The organism is Bacillus sp. C28GYM-DRY-1 (assembly GCF_030519405.1).
Classification (GTDB): domain Bacteria; phylum Bacillota; class Bacilli; order Bacillales; family Bacillaceae; genus Bacillus; species Bacillus spizizenii_A.
The window spans coordinates 127,981-146,086 of the sequence record NZ_JAUMKF010000010.1 but is presented as its reverse complement, the minus strand read 5'-3'; the positions used below and the strand labels follow the sequence as shown (position 1 = coordinate 146,086).

At 40.9% G+C, this 18,106-nt stretch carries 20 protein-coding genes; 8 read left to right on the top strand and 12 right to left on the bottom strand.

Features of this window, described 5'->3' with window-relative positions:
- Nucleotides 1-98 precede the first annotated feature (98 nt).
- From Q3W56_RS11985 to Q3W56_RS11965, 5 genes are all read right to left on the bottom strand, one after another.
- Entirely contained in the window at nt 99-395 is a 297-nt protein-coding gene (locus Q3W56_RS11985) for a YrhK family protein (RefSeq protein ID WP_302895613.1), read from the bottom strand.
- A gap of 122 nt (nt 396-517) precedes the next feature.
- Nucleotides 518-2,434, bottom strand: coding sequence for an acyltransferase family protein (locus tag Q3W56_RS11980; protein WP_302895612.1), 1,917 nt, complete (start codon nt 2,432-2,434; stop codon nt 518-520).
- A gap of 112 nt (nt 2,435-2,546) precedes the next feature.
- A complete protein-coding gene (rsiV, locus tag Q3W56_RS11975; RefSeq protein WP_302895611.1) occupies nt 2,547-3,404 on the bottom strand; it encodes an anti-sigma-V factor RsiV in 858 nt (285 codons plus the stop codon).
- Nucleotides 3,404-3,904 carry an RNA polymerase sigma factor SigV gene (gene sigV, locus Q3W56_RS11970; protein WP_302895610.1) on the bottom strand — a complete coding sequence of 167 codons (501 nt, stop codon included), beginning with the start codon at nt 3,902-3,904 and terminating at the stop codon, nt 3,404-3,406. Before sigV ends, rsiV begins: the two co-directional genes overlap by 1 nt.
- Nucleotides 3,905-4,074: 170 nt before the next feature.
- Nucleotides 4,075-4,902, bottom strand: coding sequence for a TrmB family transcriptional regulator (locus tag Q3W56_RS11965; protein WP_019715187.1), 828 nt, complete (start codon nt 4,900-4,902; stop codon nt 4,075-4,077).
- 149 nt (nt 4,903-5,051) lie between these two features.
- On the opposite strand from Q3W56_RS11965, the gene Q3W56_RS11960 reads away from it, so the two are divergent.
- A complete protein-coding gene (locus Q3W56_RS11960; protein ID WP_302895609.1) occupies nt 5,052-5,684 on the top strand; it encodes a LysE family transporter in 633 nt (210 codons plus the stop codon).
- A 155-nt stretch (nt 5,685-5,839) separates the two neighbouring features.
- On the opposite strand, the gene Q3W56_RS11955 is transcribed toward Q3W56_RS11960, so the two are convergent.
- Nucleotides 5,840-7,228, bottom strand: coding sequence for an amino acid permease (locus Q3W56_RS11955; RefSeq protein ID WP_302895608.1), 1,389 nt, complete (start codon nt 7,226-7,228; stop codon nt 5,840-5,842).
- 575 nt (nt 7,229-7,803) lie between these two features.
- Here Q3W56_RS11955 and Q3W56_RS11950 point away from each other — a divergent pair.
- Nucleotides 7,804-9,837: a glycoside hydrolase family 32 protein gene (locus Q3W56_RS11950; protein WP_302895607.1), complete on the top strand. Its 2,034-nt coding sequence runs from the start codon at nt 7,804-7,806 to the stop codon at nt 9,835-9,837.
- A gap of 41 nt (nt 9,838-9,878) precedes the next feature.
- On the opposite strand, the gene yraA is transcribed toward Q3W56_RS11950, so the two are convergent.
- Nucleotides 9,879-10,388: a cysteine protease YraA gene (gene yraA / locus Q3W56_RS11945; protein WP_302895606.1), complete on the bottom strand. Its 510-nt coding sequence runs from the start codon at nt 10,386-10,388 to the stop codon at nt 9,879-9,881.
- 182 nt (nt 10,389-10,570) lie between these two features.
- Between yraA and Q3W56_RS11940 the strand changes: the two genes are divergently transcribed.
- Entirely contained in the window at nt 10,571-10,783 is a 213-nt protein-coding gene (locus Q3W56_RS11940) for an HPr family phosphocarrier protein (protein WP_302895605.1), read from the top strand.
- Between the two features lie 159 nt (nt 10,784-10,942).
- Here the strand turns inward: Q3W56_RS11940 and Q3W56_RS11935 are convergent, their stop codons facing one another.
- Genes Q3W56_RS11935 through Q3W56_RS11915 form a run of 5 tightly spaced genes read right to left on the bottom strand, consistent with a single transcriptional unit; the run spans nt 10,943 to nt 13,260 of the window.
- The gene (locus tag Q3W56_RS11935; RefSeq protein ID WP_302895604.1) at nt 10,943-11,242 is read right to left on the bottom strand and encodes a spore coat protein; all 300 of its coding nucleotides are present in this window, start codon (nt 11,240-11,242) and stop codon (nt 10,943-10,945) included.
- A gap of 15 nt (nt 11,243-11,257) precedes the next feature.
- Entirely contained in the window at nt 11,258-11,455 is a 198-nt protein-coding gene (locus Q3W56_RS11930; protein WP_268400152.1) for a hypothetical protein, read from the bottom strand.
- An 18-nt stretch (nt 11,456-11,473) separates the two neighbouring features.
- Nucleotides 11,474-12,610: a zinc-dependent alcohol dehydrogenase gene (locus Q3W56_RS11925; protein ID WP_268400151.1), complete on the bottom strand. Its 1,137-nt coding sequence runs from the start codon at nt 12,608-12,610 to the stop codon at nt 11,474-11,476.
- Between the two features lie 18 nt (nt 12,611-12,628).
- The gene (locus Q3W56_RS11920; RefSeq protein ID WP_019715177.1) at nt 12,629-12,997 is read right to left on the bottom strand and encodes a spore coat protein; all 369 of its coding nucleotides are present in this window, start codon (nt 12,995-12,997) and stop codon (nt 12,629-12,631) included.
- A 17-nt stretch (nt 12,998-13,014) separates the two neighbouring features.
- Nucleotides 13,015-13,260 carry a hypothetical protein gene (locus Q3W56_RS11915; RefSeq protein ID WP_019715176.1) on the bottom strand — a complete coding sequence of 82 codons (246 nt, stop codon included), beginning with the start codon at nt 13,258-13,260 and terminating at the stop codon, nt 13,015-13,017.
- 394 nt (nt 13,261-13,654) lie between these two features.
- Here Q3W56_RS11915 and Q3W56_RS11910 point away from each other — a divergent pair, with 394 nt between their 5' ends.
- From Q3W56_RS11910 to Q3W56_RS11890, 5 genes are all read left to right on the top strand, one after another.
- Entirely contained in the window at nt 13,655-14,014 is a 360-nt protein-coding gene (locus Q3W56_RS11910) for an SH3 domain-containing protein (RefSeq protein WP_302895603.1), read from the top strand.
- Between the two features lie 51 nt (nt 14,015-14,065).
- Nucleotides 14,066-14,422: an SH3 domain-containing protein gene (locus Q3W56_RS11905; RefSeq protein WP_302895602.1), complete on the top strand. Its 357-nt coding sequence runs from the start codon at nt 14,066-14,068 to the stop codon at nt 14,420-14,422.
- 306 nt (nt 14,423-14,728) lie between these two features.
- Nucleotides 14,729-15,481 carry a metal-binding protein ZinT gene (locus tag Q3W56_RS11900; RefSeq protein ID WP_302895601.1) on the top strand — a complete coding sequence of 251 codons (753 nt, stop codon included), beginning with the start codon at nt 14,729-14,731 and terminating at the stop codon, nt 15,479-15,481.
- 337 nt (nt 15,482-15,818) lie between these two features.
- Nucleotides 15,819-17,600: an acid phosphatase gene (locus Q3W56_RS11895; RefSeq protein ID WP_302895600.1), complete on the top strand. Its 1,782-nt coding sequence runs from the start codon at nt 15,819-15,821 to the stop codon at nt 17,598-17,600.
- Between the two features lie 150 nt (nt 17,601-17,750).
- Nucleotides 17,751-17,951: a hypothetical protein gene (locus Q3W56_RS11890; RefSeq protein ID WP_302895598.1), complete on the top strand. Its 201-nt coding sequence runs from the start codon at nt 17,751-17,753 to the stop codon at nt 17,949-17,951.
- Nucleotides 17,952-18,106 lie beyond the last annotated feature (155 nt).

Sequence of the window (18,106 nt, the reverse complement as noted above, 5' to 3'; positions counted from 1 at the left end):
AAAAGTTTAGGTTTTTTCCTTTTTTTTAAAACGAATAGTCTAAAAGTCTTGTTTGTGATTTAAGGACTGGTCTTTTGGCTTTTGTTCTCGCCTATTTCTCAAGAAGAGCCATCTGTTGAAGATCGATGCTTAAATTGGCGCTCCACATGTTTTTGGTAATGAAAGTCATGAATTAGCCGAATCGTGGGCCTGATTAACAGCAGCAAGCTCCCAATCACAAACAGCCATATCCCTGCCGACATTAGTGGATCATAAAAAAAGAAAAAGCTCCCGACGAGAAACAAAGCACCAATGATAAAATCGTTTACTGTATAAAGAATCTTATATCGTTTTTTGAAGAAAAGTTCATAGCGGTTCAGTTCTTTGTTGATGTTATGCTCTTCATTAGCTGCCACTATCATCCCTCCATTCTATTTTGGCTTACCCTCACGTAAACGACATGTAAACATAAGAATGGCCTCGGAAAATAGAGTGGTCAGATAATGATCAGCAACGTTTTTAAATAGGACTTCTTTTCTTACAAAAACGATTCCATTGCCTCAACAATGAGACCTGTCAAAGCTTTAGCCCCTTGTGGAACCAAGTGTACGCCATCAGGTGTAAAGTATTCTGGATGCTGAAGAGCTTCTGTATGCCAGTCAACTAACGTAACATTTTTGTGAGCGCTTGCCTGGTGCTTCAAAGATTCATTTACCTTGCTTTCCCATTGGCGGGGGACCCTTGTATTAACAAGGTAGATATGAGCTTTTGAGAATGATTGAAGCAATTGTTCAATTTGGCTGTTTGTAAAGTAACCATTGGTTCCCAGCTCAATGATGACAGCTTTGTCCGGCTGATTAAAAGACTTGTATTCCCTTGTTAGCTCCAAAGCTTGAGACATTTGTCTCCCTACCTTTCCATCAATCGTAACATGTGAAAGTGATTGATGAAGATGCGAGGCAATATCAAGCATGACGGAATCTCCTATAGCTAACACTTCTTTATCAGAGTCTATACGTTCTCTCCCCTGCCGAGATTGCGTGTCTTTATTTTTGCTAATCTCTTGTCCATTCTTTTTGTTTTCCTTTTGCTCTTGATTGGAGTCTCTTGTTTTTTGTTCGACATCGTTTTCCTTGTCTTCGACTATAGCACTTTTTCTGTCCTCAGGAGCCTGGTTGTTGATATCAGCGTTTGTTTCTTGTGAGTTATACGTCCATTTGGTGGGGTGCTTTTGATCACCGGCCAGTCCAGACAGCCCTCCCGCAAAAATAAGTAAAGAGAGAATGACGAAACCAATTGACATTTTACTCAGGAGAGTTGTCGTTTTCCATTCTCTGATTCTATGTATAAAAACACGGCGGAAAAAGGGTCTAAATCCTTGTGTCCGTACCGGCTTCTCTATTAAATGATAAGAAAGCTCGGCAAGTATAAAGGTAACAGTAACCTTTAGCGCGATATGCCAAAAAACAGGGTTTCCGATTTCTTGAACTGGCGTGCTTAACACAATAACAGGGTAGTGCCAAAGATAAATACCGTAAGACCTTGTTCCAAGCCAACGGAGCGGCCTCCATGAAAGCAGATTGCCTAAAAAGCTGCACGGATGGCAAATACATGCAATAAGGATTGCGGCGATTATGCTAATCAAAAGCATTCCGCCTCTGTAAAGAAAAGGCTCGTATTCATCTGTGAAATAGACACACAACACTAAAAAACAAAATGCCGAAAGTTCAGTGGCGTGCAAAGTGTGCTTCAGTTTGCTTGGCAGCCTGTTTGAAGACAGCCTTTTCATAGGCCAAACCAAAGCCAAGGCACATCCGATGAGAAGTTCAAACGAACGAGTATCTGTACCGTAATACACGCGGCTCGGATCTGCGCCGGGTTCATACAATATGCTCATCATCACGGCTGAACAAAGCGCAAGCAATGATATCACTGCCGCCAATCTGGCGCGGCTTTTCAATATGTACATCCCAACAACCAAGAACATCGGCCATATCATATAAAATTGTTCTTCAATCGCCAGCGACCATAGGTTCTTTAAAGGAGATGGGGAACCGAAACTATCAAAATATGATAGCTTATGAAAAATAAACCACCAATTACTTATATAAAAGAGAGAAGAAATGGCATCTCCTCGTATAGTATGCAATAGTTCCCAGTCAAACAATACAACCCAAATAACAGCACAAAAGATCATAAGGTAAGCCGCTGGCAGAAGCCGCCGAATTCGACGCTTCCAAAAATCCCGAAAATCAAGGCTGATATCATTTCCATGTGTCGGCAATAATATAGATGTAATTAAATAGCCGGATAAAACAAAAAAAATATCAACTCCAATGAAGCCGCCGTTAGCCCAATTGAAGTTTAGGTGATAAGCGATAACTGACAGGACGGCAAAAGCCCGAAGGCCATCCAGTCCAGGGATGTATCGGTGATGTTGTGTCTTGTGATACATGGGTATTCCTCCAATAATGTGCAGATATTCTAGTTGTTTCTGGATAGCTAGGTTACGATCTCACTTAGTGAAAAAAGAGAACATTCATCATATGAGTTGGATGTTTTTTTTATTATCGAACATAACGATCCCCCACGAGCAAGCTTGATATGATGCTGGTTGGAATTGTAAACTCGGTAACGCCCATATAGCCGGGAGCGACTTCATATTCATCAAATGAGATCACAAGTTTATGGTCTTCATTAATATAAAACGATTGATCAGGAAGAATTTTTTTGAACGGTTCTGCATCTTCGTCAGTGAGCCAATATATTTTATTCGGATCTTCCTTCATTTGCTGTTTCATTTGTTCTTTGATGTTTTGGCTGATGACGTTGATATAGCGTTCATCTTTGAATAAGCTTTTTAATGTCAGTAAGATATCATTCTTTTTGTCAATTGTGATATAACGGCTTTGGTTGTAAGATGATGCTTGTGTTTTTTCAATATTTCGCCGGATAGAGAGTAAATCTGGTGTGTCTGTCACTGTCTCGTAATCACTATAGATACTGAGATGCTCTTTTTTGTTTTTAGATGTGGACTGTATAAATTCCTTGTACAGATGCTTGCTTTCTTTCAAGTATTTCTGGTTGATGCTGTTTTCAAGCTCTTTATTAGAAAGTCCGGACAGGGCAGGTGTTTTGACATCGATGCTCGATTGATCTTTCTCTTCTTTGATCTCTATAAAAGTAATGGCTTTGACAATCTTCCCGATGACAGGAATTCTCGACATCGCTTGAGCTGCGTCAGGGTTGATGTTGACAAGTGCAGTGAATAAAATAGCCGCCGCGACAGCTGCCGATGTCGGCCACATGACGATTCTTTTCTTTTTTGGTTCTTGCTGAAGGGCTTTTTCAACAATGATATCAAGTTCTTTAGGAATCTGGACATTTTTATATTCTTCTCTTAATTGCTGCAATCTCTTATCCATTAAGAAAGATCCTCCTTCGTCAACTGAATGCGCATCAGCTTCAATGCTCTGTAGAGGCGCGTTTTGACGGTATTCGTGTTTTCTCCTGTAATTTTCGCAATATCTTCCAATTTGAGGTCTTCAAAAAAACGCAAAATAATAATGGTTTTATAGCGGTACGGCAATTCGTCAAGCGCTTCATGAAGATCGGTATCCTTGTAATGGTCTTCCTTTCCTTTGCTTAAAAACTCTATCGTTTCGTCATCCATCACTTTTACCTTTTTTTGTTTGCGCAAAAAATCAATAGCTGTCCGTACTAAAATTTTATAAAACCAGCTTTTTATCATCTCAGGGTTTCTAACCGTTTCAACTGAGTTCAGTGCTTTTTTTATAGATTCCTGAATAATATCTAAAGCGTCATCTTGATTTTTCACATAACTGAAAGCCAACCTGTAGAAATCTTGCTTATGATCAGTTATGCATGTGACAAGCGACGCTTTTGTTGTTTGTTTTTTCTTCATTACAATAAAGGGCTCCTTTTTGAATATACGTATATCATAGGCTGTTACCTAGGATAGACGCGGAAGGCAAAAAAATAGTTTGCGCAGAATCGCATTTTTTTAAAGAAGTAAATCAGAGCGGGGGAGTCATGCATAAAAAAACATGGCTTGTTTGTACAAGCCATGTTTTGCTATTCCAAATAATGTTTTTTGAAATCCGAGTGGATAGAAAATTTGCGTCGCAACCGAATGAGATTTTCTCCAAAACTTTCTTCTAAAAGCCCTCTATGCTTTTTCAGAATTTCCATGAGGTACAGATCATGAATGATCACTTCAGTTATAGGCATGACTAAACCTACATGCATTGTCCATGCAGCACGGCTGTCGTTTCCGAGAGAGACGATACCTGCTACTACTTCTGAATCATCCCCGCTATAGACAAGCCACCGTCCGTCATACTCTTCTGTAATTTCACTGCTCATATCATGAAGGTAAACAGTAGCAAAATCAGATACGATGTCTCCGTACGCAATAATGGTAACAATGACACCTTGATTTGCCGCCTGTTTTAACTCTGATTCTATCTCTTCAAAATCCTCTTTCCATATTTCTAAGAGGATTCTTGTTTTGGCGGATAAGATACAAGCTTTCACCTTTTCAAGAATTTCATTGCGTCCGGTGATATTCCAGATATTTTCCCGATCATTTGCAGTCTGCTCGAATTTCTCAAAGTATTTCTCAGCCTGATCAAAATGCTCTTCCGCCTTGAGCCGGCGGTTTTTAATCAGTTCTTTAGCGGGTACAGGGACATATTGAGGCGTATTTCCATGACTTACAAAAACATCTCCCCTGATGACAAGGCTTTCTAAAACTTCATAAATTTTAGAACGGGGCACTCCGGATTTTTTTGCGACGGCATATCCAGTTAAAGGTGATTCTTGCAATAAAGCCAGATAAGCTTTTGATTCATATTCGGTAAAATTGAGGTTTTTTAAAATGTCTAACATATTTTCCTTCATACATCCTCCATATAAAAAGCAGTCGTTGCCTTTGTAATCGCTATTTTAACAAACCATATTGATTTATTCCAAACCCATTGATACACTTTTATAAGTGGTTACTTTTGTAGTCACTATATGTCATGTGGATTTTTTAAGGGGGAGAAGAAATGCACAGCTTACTCACTTACATACCGATCGCTGCCATGATGGTTATTTTACCTGGGGCAGATACAATGCTTGTGATGAAAAATACCCTTAGATACGGCGCAAAGGCTGGCCGTTATAATATTCTTGGATTGGCTACAGGACTTTCCTTTTGGACGGTTATCGCCATTTTAGGTTTATCAGTAGTTATTGCAAAGTCGGTGTTTCTTTTTACAACGATCAAATATTTGGGAGCAGCGTACTTAATTTATTTAGGAATCAAAAGTTTTTTTGCCAAAAGCATGTTTTCTATAGATGACATGCAAACCCAAGCAACAACTACAGAAAATTCTCCGAAACGTTATTATAAAACTTCCTTTATGCAAGGATCACTTAGTAACATTCTCAATCCTAAAACTGTTTTGGTTTATGTTACAATCATGCCCCAATTTATCAATCTGAAGGGGAATATAAACCAGCAGCTCATCATCTTAGCTTCAATCCTAACCCTATTAGCGGTGTTATGGTTCCTGTTTCTCGTTTATGTTATTGATTTCGCAAAAAAATGGATGAAAAACTCGAAGTTCCAAAGGACGTTCCAAAAAGTAACCGGTATGTTATTAGTGGGTTTTGGCATCAAAACTGGTTTGAATTAAAGTTCGGCTCCGTTGGCTGGTCGCCTAAATGAGAATACAATTGCATAAATGCAAGATCTAATAGCAGCCTCAGTGAAGTTTCGGCAGATTAATTGTTTTTGAGTGTCCGAGCATACAAAAAAGACAAGGGAGTGTGTACCCTTGTCTTTTTTTTGTTATTTTATTTTACTTCCTTTGGTGGTCTGTACCTTATACATAATAATCAATAAAATAAACCAGACCGGAGTGACAAACAAAGCAACACGTGTATCATTCGCCAATGCCAATATGACAAGAATGAACGCGAGAAATGCGAGTGTTAAGTAGTTGGATATTGGGTAAAAAGGCATTTTAAATTTGTTTGCTTTCGCTTCATCCTGCCTTGTTTTTCGATATTTTAAATGGCAAATCACCGTGATGCCCCAAATAAAAATAAAACATATTGTAGAAACACTTGTAATCAGTGTAAAGACTTGCTCGGGTATTATATAATTCAGGCTAACGCCAATGAGAATGGCGATGGTTGAAAAGAACAGCGCATTACTTGGAACTTTAGAAGAAGTCAGTTTCTTCAATAATCCAGGTGCGTGATGATCCTTGGCAAGAGAATAGACCATTCGGCTTGTGCTGAATAAAGCGCTATTGGCCGCTGATGCAGCTGATGTTAATACAACAAAATTGATCAGACTGGCAGCGGCAACAATGCCTACAACAGAAAAGACTTGAACAAATGGGCTTTCATTTGGGTCCAAAACATTCCAAGGATAGATACACATAATGACAAAAAGTGCACCGACATAAAACAGTAAAATCCGGACAGGGATTTGATTGATGGCTTTAGGTATCACTTTTCGTGGATTTTCTGTTTCACCTGCTGTCAGTCCAACAAGTTCAATTCCCACAAAAGCGAAGACAACCATTTGGAATGAAAGGATAAATCCATGCCATCCATTTGGTAACAAGCCGCCGTGCTTCCAAAGATTTGTGAGGCTGGCTGACCCGGAAGCTGCGGAAAAACCTTTCGCAATCAAAAAAATACCAGTTACGATAAGAGCCAGTATGGCAATGACTTTGATCAATGCAAACCAGAATTCCAATTCTCCGAAAAGTTTAACGGTGGCAAGATTCATTATCAGCAGGATAATAAGCGCTAGAAGACCCGGCAGCCATTGAGGCACATCGGGAAGCCAATATTGCGTATAAATCCCGACCGCTGTTAAATCAGCCATCGCGAGAGAAATCCAGCAGAACCAGTAGGTCCATCCAGTGATAAACGCTGCCATGTTGCCTAAATAGTCCCTTACAAAATCAACGAAAGAGTGATACCCCGTATTTGATAGGAGCAGTTCTCCGAGCGAACGCATAATGAAAAAGCAAAAGATTCCGGTGATCAAGTAAGCAAATAAAATAGATGGTCCCGCAAAGTGAATGGACTTTCCAGATCCTAAGAATAAACCAGTCCCGATTGCACCCCCAATCGCCATTAATTGTATATGCCTGTTTTTAAGGCCTCTAGACAATTTTTGTTGTTGTCCCAAATTGCCTTTGTTAGAATTGCCTATCAATTTTATTTTCCTCCAATAATAAAGTGAATAAAGTTTTATCGGATATTATATCATCTAAGAGAATATAATGTTTAATTTTTAAATTTTTAAAATAAAGTTTTCCCTTGTTTGTAAAGCTGGTGAATGTCTTTTCCTTTCCTTTATGACTTTCCGGTTCTATCAATAGTAGAAAAAACAGGAAGATTATCAGTATTGCTTATATTGAAAAAAATGTAAAATATTCTTAACCAAAAAAGGAGGAACCAATATGTATCCGTTTAAGAAAGTAATATTGATCAGCATTTCCACACTTGCGCTATTAATGTTATGTACAACAGCGATGTTTCCAAAAAGCTCACAAGCAGCTGTAAGAGCCTAACTCGTTATTTGCGGAATCTTTATTATCGGGATTCTTGGATATTGGGCTGGATTTTTAGCATAAGCTCTGTGATGTAAGAAAGAAGAGGGAAACTGCAGCAGTCTATCATATATCAATCTTTCGGATATCAGTCAAACTGAGGAGAATTGCCAGAAACGAATCAACTCACGCAGCAGTCTCTCTTGGAAGTGTCAAACATGAAGAGAGGAGCGAAAAAATGAAAAAGAGACTTATCCAAGTCATCATCATGTTTACCTTGCTGGTGACTATCCCATTTTCGATTGAGGCAGTCGATTCAAGCTACTATGATGAGGATTATCGTCCACAATATCATTTCACCCCGGAGGCAAACTGGATGAATGATCCAAACGGGATGGTATATTATGCTGGAGAATATCATTTGTTCTATCAATACCATCCATACGGGCTTCAGTGGGGGCCCATGCATTGGGGGCACGCTGTGAGTAAAGATTTGGTGACATGGGAGCACCTTCCTGTTGCGCTGGCTCCGGATGACAAAGGCACGATCTTTTCCGGAAGCGCAGTTGTAGATAGGAATAACACAAGCGGTTTTCAAACAGGCAAAGAGAAGCCTCTTGTGGCCATATATACACAGGATCGGGAAGGCCATCAAGTGCAGAGCATCGCCTATAGCAATGACAAAGGAAGAACGTGGACGAAATACGCTGGCAACCCTGTCATTCCAAACCCGGGAAAAAAAGATTTTCGCGATCCAAAAGTCTTTTGGTATGAAAAGGAAAACAAGTGGGTAATGGTGCTGGCGGCAGGAGACCGAATCCTCATTTATACGTCTAAAAATCTAAAGCAGTGGACGTATGCAAGTGAATTTGGACAGGGAGAAGGAAGTCATGGAGGAGTATGGGAATGCCCGGATTTGTTTGAGCTCCCGGTAGACGGCAATCCAAATCAAAAAAAATGGGTGATGCAGGTCAGTGTTGGAAACGGGGCGGTTTCGGGGGGATCAGGCATGCAATATTTCGTAGGAGACTTTGATGGAACTCATTTTAAAAATGAAAATCCGTCAAATAAAGTTCTCTGGACAGATTACGGCAAAGACTTTTATGCGGCTGTATCCTGGTCTGATATTCCATCCTCAGACGGCCGGCGGCTTTGGTTAGGCTGGATGAGCAATTGGCAATATGCGAATGATGTTCCTACATCCCCATGGAGAAGTGCAGCCTCCATTCCAAGAGAGTTAAAGTTAAAAACGCTTACTGAAGGAGTGAGGGTCGTCCAAACACCGGTAAAAGAGCTGCAAACCATTCGAGGAACCTCAAAGAGCTGGAAGAATCAGACCATATCGCCCACAAGCCAAAATGTGTTAGCAGGCCTATCTGGAGATACGTATGAATTACATGCCGAATTTCAAGTGACCCCAAGTTCAGCAGCAGAATTTGGTTTTAAAGTTCGAACAGGCAGAAATCAATTTACAAAAGTCGGCTATGATCGAAAGAACAAAAAACTGTTCGTTGACCGGAGCGAGTCGGGGAACGTCACTTTTAATCCGACCTTTAACACCGGAAAACAAACCGCTCCGCTGAAACCGGTAAATGGAAAGGTAAAGATGCGCATTTTTGTCGACCGCTCTTCAGTTGAAGTATTTGGGAATGACGGACAGCAGGTCATAACCGATATCATTCTCCCGGATAGATCAAGCAAAGGTCTTGAATTATATGCTGCAAATGGCAGTGTAAAGCTAAAATCTTTCACGATATATCCTTTAAAAAAGGTGTGGGGAACGTCACCTTTTATCTCGAATTTGACTGGCTGGACGACTGTAAATGGCACGTGGGCCGACACAATTGAGGGGAAACAAGGGAGATCGGACGGCGATTCCTTTATCATGTCTTCAGCATCCGGATCTGACTTCACCTATGAATCTGATATCACCATTAAGGATGGAAACGGAAGAGGGGCAGGAGCGCTTCTATTCCGCTCTGACAAAGATGCCAAAAACGGTTATCTTGCCAACGTGGATGCGAAGCATGATCTAGTGAAATTCTTTAAATTTGAGAACGGTGTCGCTTCTGTCATTGCCGAATACAAAACGCCGATAGACGTAAATAAAAAGTATCATCTGAAAACTGAAGCTCAAGGTGATCACTTTAAAATCTATTTAGATGACCGTCTTGTGATCGATGCAAATGATTCCGCATTCGTAGAAGGTCAATTTGGCTTAAATGTGTGGGAAGCGACTGCTGTCTTTCAGAATGTAAACAAGGGGTTTTAACTTTAAAAAAGGCACAGACCTAAACAGTCTGTGCCTTCTCGTTATTTCAACAAATTTAATGATTCGCGGTTAAATGCTTCCAAATCATCCGGTGTTCTGCTTGTAACAATATTGTGGCTGACGACTACTTCTGCATCTTTGTAGTTTGCGCCGGCATTGATTAAATCTTTGCGGATGCTGCGGTAACCTGTGATATCTTTGCCTTTCAATAGATCCGTATCAATCAATACTTGCGGGCCGTGGCAAATAGCGAATACAGGCTTTTCATTTTCGACAAACGCTCTCGCGAATTCTCCCGGACGGTCATCTGCACGAAGTAGATCTGGAGAGAATCCCCCAGGGATTAAAAGTGCATCAAATTCACTAGCATCCACATCTGAGATTGCTTTTTCGATCTTTACTTTCTCGCCATGCTTACCGGTAACTTCTTTGCCGGCTTCCAAATCGATAGCTACGACACTGTAGCCAGCTTCTTCGTATGCTTTTACCGGGCTTGTATATTCGATATCTTCGAATTGGTCTGTAACGAGAACGGCAATTTTTTTGCTCATATCAAAAACCTCCTATAACCTTTTTATGCTCATAGAATAACAGGAAAATTGACCGGCCTTCAAACCATTTGCTTAAGGAGATCGTTTTTCATGCATTTCCAGTAAATAAAAGCGGTCACCTCATTTAAGGACTAACCTATTTTTTAGATTTGCAATGTGGAAATATAAATCACAAATCGATAATGAGACTTGATTTTGCTGCTGAGCATGACATCGCACTCAAAATCGAGGTATTCCGCGCTGACCAGGTGGATGAAGTTTCGCGCTCACATCTTTCTTTTAGCCTGAAAAATCCGACCAAGTCTCTTATTATTGTGATGTCATTAAGCATTACACCTGGTACTCACATTCAAATTAGAGCTGAAGGGATTGACGAGGAGGAACAGGCTATGTAAGCGATTGAAAACTAATGGGAAAAAGCGGAGAGCTCATCGGGAGAGAAGGAGACCAAATTTATTGTCGCTCTCATTTCAATTCAGCTTCTACTTTTAACATACAGAAGCTGAGGAACAGCTATAATCAATCAAAACTGTTCCTCAGCAAATCAAAAAAGGTTAAAGGATTGGCAACTGAATTGCGGTTTCGATATTTTGTAAATTCAGCTTGACTTGTTCGTCTGTATTCCAAGGATGGTACCAGCCCTTTTCCATCATGTAGCTTGAAATTTGTTCATGCATATCGAGGGCTTCCTCTAAATGGCGGACAAGGACCTCTTTTACTTCAGGCGTTCCGGCTTCCGTTGCGGCCATCGCATAATTTCTGACTCCGTTTTTTGCGGCAATCAATAAATCCATGGCGATGATTTGGTCTGTCAGTACATTCATGCCGGTCAGATATTCAATGATAGGATTCATTATTCATTCATCTCCTCATTCATGCTTTGCTTTAGATAAAATCGAGGCGAATTCGTGTAGCTGCCGTGTGGTGGTGTCAACGTCTTGCTGCATGATTTCTTTTAGCTTCGGATCAGATACCAGCGCCTTCATTGTTTTGGATTTTGTTAAACAAAGTGTCTTAAATGCAGTCATTTCTTGAACCTCAAGCACTTCATGTAAGGCATATTCCATTCCAGTCACCTCCGTTTTTTAAGGTTTTAACACAACTTTAATACAATCATCCATTTTGGTATCAAATATGTCATAGCCATGCTTGGCTTCACTAAGCGGCAGGACATGGCTTACAACATCTCCCGGATCAATTTTACCCGTCGACACTAATTCAAACATGTATGGCATGTAGTGGATCACCGGGGCCTGTCCAGAGCGTATATTGATGTTTCGCTGCATGATATCACCTAACGGAAAACCGTTATATCTACCTCCATACACTCCTGTAATTTGTATGGTTCCTCCTTTGCGAACGGCCTGTGAGGCAATGACCAATGCACTCATCGATCCGCCATGAAGCTTTAATCCGCTGGCAAGGAACTCGAGGTCGCTCATTTTCCCATCCATCCCAACAGCGTCAATGACAACATCCGCTCCGCCTTTGGTGATTTCCTTCAAGTAACTCCCTGTATTCTCATGGTCTTCAAAATTAACGATTTCGACTTTGTTGGTTCGTTTGGCGTGCTGTAAGCGATAGTTTACATAGTCAACTGCTATGACGCGTTTTGCGCCTTTTAGCCAACAAAACTTTTGAGCAAACAGGCCGACTGGTCCGCAGCCGAGAACGATAACTGTATCACCGTCTTTTACCCCGGCATTGTCAACACTCCAAAAGCCGGTGGTCATGGCATCAGCAATCACGCTTAATTTTTCATCTGGTTCCTCACAAGTTTCAGGTATTTTAAAATGGGTAAAATTCGCAAATGGCACTCTTAAATATTCAGCCTGCCCGCCTGGATAACCGCCGGTATGACCTGAATAGCCGAAATAGGCACCCATCTCTCCATTGTCATTTGATTGATCACATTGGCTTTCCAGTTGGTTTTTACAAAAGAAGCATTCACCGCAGGCGATCGTAAAAGGAATAATGACGCGGTCACCTTTTTTCACCTTTGTAACTCCCGGCCCAACTTCTTCAACGATCCCCATTGGTTCATGGCCGATGACATAGTCTTCATGAAGATTAGGAATCAATCCATGGATTAAATGTAAATCTGATCCGCAAATGGCTGTACTGGTGACTTTGATAATCATGTCATCGGACTTTTCAATCTTTGGATCTGGCACATCTTTGACAACAACATTTTTAATGCCTTGATACGTTACTGCCTTCATGCTGTAAAACCTCCAGTGTTAGTGTTCATCAGGTGTCCGGTCAAACATCCCTTTTCGATTTGTTTCATCAGGAAAAAGGTTCATGTTGCCGACCATGATCGTGTTATTTGCAGAGAGCTGATCCAGCTTATACTGTTCGCTCAGCTCATACGGATGGAACCATTTTTTGCTTATCATCAGTTCCGTAATCTCTTGGTGCATCGCGATTCCTTGCATCAGCTGTTTGCGCAACAGGGCTCTTACATCTGGTGAAGCGGTTTCAGTCAAGGCTACGGCAGTATTTCTCACGCCTTCTTTCGCTCGAATAAGAAAATCCATTGCAAATGTAGTATCTGCAAGTTCAGGCACATGTAGCGAATTAATAGGGTCTAAGTGATCATGATTCAAAGGGGCTTACCTTCCTTTCAATTGATGATTGGCGTTGGGCGGCTCTGAGGGACAGGGGCCTGAAACGGCGCCCGCTCATAAACCGCTTGTAAATCAGTAAGGTCTTGAATGGATTGCTGTACATCTTTTTGCATCAAGTCCTTCAGTTCTTGGTCAAACACAAGTCCTTGCATTAACTTTGATTTCGCTATACAAAGTGTTTTAAAGTTCACGATTTCATGTAAATCAACAGCCTCGTGAGCTGCTAATGTTTGATGATCCATATTGATGTAACCTCCTTTTATCAACGTTACATTTCCCGAAATTAGGGTGTAGCATACAGAAAGAACGTTTCTCTGCTAAAAATAACATATACGGAATGATCACAAGTCGCTTTATCCTCAAGCACAATTGCTTATCTAAACAGCTTCTGTTGCGCCGGTTAATCACAAAAAGTGTATAAAAGCCTTGTCTTATTAAAAATGGACTCATATTTGCACATTATGAGAATGCAAAATGTCACGTTTTTTTGTGTCGAAAACATAGGAGTAATTCCACTTTTTAAATATCTAGTTTATGGTACATTTGTAAATATATGGAAGGGAAGGGGCGTGGGTTCTGAAAGGTAATTCTTTTACTGGATGTAAGAAAGCAGACGTATAAGGGGGATAGTATAAGGTGAATAAGCTAAAAATGCTAAGTACGCTAACGGTGATGATTGCATCATTGCTCATTTTTTCTAGCCATGCACTTGCCGCTCAGTATTATACGGTATCAACAAGCAGCGGTGCACCTGTAAATATGCGCAGCGGCCCAGGCACAAATTGGGGGATCGTAACGACTATTCCGAGCGGAACCCGCATCCCGATCTATTGCTACAAAACCGGTACAACTGTAACTGGAAAGTATGGAACGAGTAATATTTGGAATTACACAGAGCGGACGCTTGCCAGCGGGGAGATCGTTCCTGGATTTGTCTCTGATACATATATGTATACAGGCTCAGACGGTCCGGTTGTTACTAAATGCAGCTGGTAGCATTGTTCTATTGATTCCTAAAATGAAGAAGTTGAAGAAAGAGGGATGACATTGACTAAACTGAAAAAGCTCAGTATGTTAACCGTTATGATTGCATCATTATTCATTTTTTCCAGTCAAGCGCTTGCCGTTCAGTACTTTACTGTCTCAACAAGCAGCGGTGCGCCTGTTAATATGCGCAGCGGTCCAGGTACAAACTATCCTATTATGCTTTCCATCCCTAGCGGCTCGCGTGTACCTTACTACTGTTACGCTTATGGAACGACTGTTACCGGGAAGTATGGAACGAGTAATATTTGGGATCAGATCCAGTGGAAAGATTCCCGGGGTGTCGTGAATATTGGATATGTTTCTGACACATATGTCTACACAGGCTCAGACGGCCCGGTCGGTTACCGATGCAACTAGCTGTATCCTCCGTACAATAGAGTTTCTTCTTTAGGGCCTATCTAAATGAACCATACCAACTTTGTTGGTGTGGTTTTTCCGTTCTATAAATAACTCAATCGCTAGGATAGCCCACTTATTAATGATAACTTTAAGTACATAAATGAAAGACCGAGGAAATTGTGTTTGTATATGTATGAACAGTCAAGAGGGCAGAAAGTAAGATGATGAAATCATGAAAACATCTCATTTTCCCTTTGATCTTTGCATAAGATAAATGTATAATACAAATCGTAATCATTTCGTTTGAGGAGAAGGAGTGTCGTAATGGGAATTTTATTTGCAAAGAGGTTAGGGATATTAGCGATTGGTTCATTACTAGTATTGGCAGGATGTCAGACTTCAGGTTCATCTAAGGGTGAGTCTAATCAAACAGCATCCTCAGCAGTTGAAGAAGACTCTTCTAAAACGCAGGAGCAACCATCAGAATCTCATCATCATACTCATGATCACGATCATAGTCATGCACATGATGAAGAAACAGAAAAAATTTCTGAAGGCTATTTTAAAGACAGTCAAGTAAAGGATCGGTCACTTTCTGATTGGGAAGGAGACTGGCAATCTGTATATCCATACCTGCAAGATGGTACTCTTGACGAAGTATTTTCATATAAATCAGAACATGAAGGTGACAAGACAGCTGAAGAATATAAAGAGTATTATAAAAAAGGGTATAAAACAGATGTTGACCGTATCTTCATCAAACAAGATACTGTAACCTTTCTCAAAAATGGAAAAGAATATTCTGGTAAGTATACGTATGATGGGTACGAAATTCTAACTTATGATGCGGGCAATAGAGGAGTAAGATACATATTCAAATTAGCTAAAAAAGCTGAAGGACTTCCTCAGTATATTCAGTTTAGTGATCATAGTATCTATCCGACTAAATCTAGTCATTACCATCTGTATTGGGGTGACGACCGCAAAGCTTTATTTGATGAAGTCAATAATTGGCCAACTTACTACCCGTCAGAAATGGACGGACATGATATTGCCCATGAGATGATGGCGCATTAATTGAGAAGTGACATGGCCATGAAGTATGGTAATTCTTTTATACAAAACGGTCATTTTGGGAAACACTCCTAGTCCTTTAAGGAGATTGAATACTGAGATACCCTGTGTTAGCTGCTGACAAAGAGTCAGCAGCTTTTTTTCCCTCTTTATTTTTCTTTCCTTTCTCTCCGCCCGAGGGCAACTTCTATTTCATGAACGCCTAGATAAAATAAACAAAACATTAATAAAACAGCGCTATTTCATTAACAAAGTTAAGATACGATCAATAATAGCTTGACGGGTGAGAATAAGTGTTTTGGCGAGATCGATTAAGAGTAAGGGAGAGTATGGTGAAAAGATGAAATTACTAAGGATGAAGAAGCATTTAGTAGTGGCTTTATTTTCTTTCATATTATTTCAAAGTTCTATGGGTGTATGTTATGCGAGCACAACAGCGAAAGCAAAAACAGTAACGCCGCCGCGCCCCCCTGCTTCCGGTTACTTCGTAGATCATTACAAAAATAACAGCTCTGCTAATACTACAGTGAATTCTAATCCATCGATCGGAGTACTTTCCGAATTTAATAAGCTTTGGACTCCCGGAAGTACTTGGGATAGTGGCGTAAAATTGAACAGCAGCGTGTTGGATGCCAACATTCAAAAAGTTGTTGACGTTGCTGAACGGCGTACTTTCAGCGAGGAAAATGCTGCATATTTTGATGATCGGAGGAATCAGAGCTACAGTGTGATTGAGGGTCTTGGTCCGCTTACCGATGTATATCGAATGAATGCGGGTGCGACGACAACGATCAACAGTATCCCGGCAGATGCCACAACAAATAAATATCATGATGAAGGAACCCATTCTGGCAGCACGAGTTCCAGTCTCGGCAGCATCGTGGGTTTGGTCAATACGTTACGCGGCCCCTATTCTTCAACGAATCCGGCTAAGGGATACTTTCAATATCCCCGCCCATTTCGCTGGGAAAGCAATTCGATTCTTGTTCCGACCCTTGTTCCTGCTGTCAATCCTGATCCGAGCAAAGACGGAGGCTTTCCCAGCGGGCATACGAATGCCGCATATCTCAGCGCTTTTGCTATGGCTTATGCCGTACCGGAGCGTTATCAGGAACTCCTTACCCGGGCTTCGGAGCTCGGCAATAGCCGCATTGTTGCCGGTATGCATTCCCCGCTCGATGTAATGGGAGGACGTGTCATGGCAACTGGCTTGGCCGCAGCTATTTTATCTGATCCTGCCAATAATCGTTTGAAAAAGGCTGCTTATGATGAAGCTCACAGTAAGTTGTTAACACAAACGGGTACAGCGGAAGACCGATTCAGCGATTATGACATGAATAAAAAACAATATATTCAACGATTGACATACGGGTTTGGACAAATCAATTCAACTGCTAAACCAATGGTGGTTCCTAAAGGAGCTGAAGTACTGCTGGAAACTCGTTTTCCTTATCTTGACAAAACGCAGCGCCGCTGGATTTTAGCTACTACCGGCCTTCCTTCCGGCTATCCTGTTCTTGATGACACTGAAGGATGGGGACGGCTTAATCTCTTTTCGGCCGCCGATGGATATTGCGCTTTTACCAAAGACGTTACCGTGAATATGGATACTTCAAAAGGCGGGTTCCATGCAATGGATCGCTGGCGCAACGATATCTCCGGTCCCGGAAAGCTGACTAAAAAGGGGACAGGCACGTTAAAGCTGGAGGGGAACAATACATACTCCGGCGGTACACGGATTGATAAAGGAACACTTGAGGGCGACTCGAAGACAGCCTTTGGGAGAGGTGATGTGTCAAACAACGGAGGCACCCTGAAAGAAGATGTGTCAGGAAAACTGATCATCGGAGGAGACTATAAACAATCTGCAAAGGGGATACTTGAGCTGAATCTCAGCGGGAAAAACGATCTGCTTCACATTAAGGGCAAGGCAAAAATGAAAGGAACTTTACGCCTCCATTTTTCGGACAATTATGTACCGGAAGACGGATCCACGATCATTGCCTATCATAAGCGTCATGGATCATTTTCTTCAATTGAGACCGTAGGATTGCCGAGCAAGTACAAAGTAAAGATGGTCTATAAGTCCAACAGTATCCAATTAAAAGTCAAGGCAAATTAGGTTGGATCCTAAGTTTTTCTAGTTTAAAATAGGAGTAATGGTCTTATTGGAGGAAGTTTACTCCATAGAGAATATGTTTTCAAGCTGGTGCTAAGTTGGTGTCAGCTTTTTATTTATCGGTGCTCGTTATGATTGAGGAGACCGTTTATTATGTTTTTAATTAATAAAATCCTTGCAAAAAGCAGGACTATTTACAGCGCCCGCATTTTTGATAATAAAAGGAAAATGTTGGCGCTTACAAAGACATTTATGGCGCACACAATGATGAACATAGGCCTTTACCTTTTATTGCTATGCGGTAATAAAATGATTGGTCATACAATGATGGTTGATGTAGGATTTAACAATTGATTATGGAAAAGAACTTGCGGAAAGATACGAAGTTATCAACTGGCAGGCGCCTCATTGGGTGCTTAAAGAAATTGATTTTCAACCTGAAGAAGTGGATAAGGTCTTTGTTACTTCCGAGAAACAGTCTGGTCCGTACCAAGTAACTTCGCTAATTC

Excerpts from the sequence above, each read along its gene's own strand:
- Q3W56_RS11980 (WP_302895612.1), bottom strand. The coding sequence starts at position 2,434 with ATGTATCACAAGACACAACATCACCGATACATCCCTGGACTGGATGGC.
- rsiV (WP_302895611.1), bottom strand. The coding sequence starts at position 3,404 with ATGGATAAGAGATTGCAGCAATTAAGAGAAGAATATAAAAATGTCCAG.
- sigV (WP_302895610.1), bottom strand. The coding sequence starts at position 3,904 with ATGAAGAAAAAACAAACAACAAAAGCGTCGCTTGTCACATGCATAACT.
- Q3W56_RS11965 (WP_019715187.1), bottom strand. The coding sequence starts at position 4,902 with ATGAAGGAAAATATGTTAGACATTTTAAAAAACCTCAATTTTACCGAA.
- Q3W56_RS11960 (WP_302895609.1), top strand. The coding sequence starts at position 5,052 with ATGCACAGCTTACTCACTTACATACCGATCGCTGCCATGATGGTTATT.
- Q3W56_RS11950 (WP_302895607.1), top strand. The coding sequence starts at position 7,804 with ATGAAAAAGAGACTTATCCAAGTCATCATCATGTTTACCTTGCTGGTG.
- yraA (WP_302895606.1), bottom strand. The coding sequence starts at position 10,388 with ATGAGCAAAAAAATTGCCGTTCTCGTTACAGACCAATTCGAAGATATC.
- Q3W56_RS11940 (WP_302895605.1), top strand. The coding sequence starts at position 10,571 with ATGAGACTTGATTTTGCTGCTGAGCATGACATCGCACTCAAAATCGAG.
- Q3W56_RS11935 (WP_302895604.1), bottom strand. The coding sequence starts at position 11,242 with ATGAATCCTATCATTGAATATCTGACCGGCATGAATGTACTGACAGAC.
- Q3W56_RS11930 (WP_268400152.1), bottom strand. The coding sequence starts at position 11,455 with ATGGAATATGCCTTACATGAAGTGCTTGAGGTTCAAGAAATGACTGCA.
- Q3W56_RS11925 (WP_268400151.1), bottom strand. The coding sequence starts at position 12,610 with ATGAAGGCAGTAACGTATCAAGGCATTAAAAATGTTGTTGTCAAAGAT.
- Q3W56_RS11915 (WP_019715176.1), bottom strand. The coding sequence starts at position 13,260 with ATGGATCATCAAACATTAGCAGCTCACGAGGCTGTTGATTTACATGAA.
- Q3W56_RS11900 (WP_302895601.1), top strand. The coding sequence starts at position 14,729 with ATGGGAATTTTATTTGCAAAGAGGTTAGGGATATTAGCGATTGGTTCA.
- Q3W56_RS11895 (WP_302895600.1), top strand. The coding sequence starts at position 15,819 with ATGAAATTACTAAGGATGAAGAAGCATTTAGTAGTGGCTTTATTTTCT.
- Q3W56_RS11890 (WP_302895598.1), top strand. The coding sequence starts at position 17,751 with ATGTTTTTAATTAATAAAATCCTTGCAAAAAGCAGGACTATTTACAGC.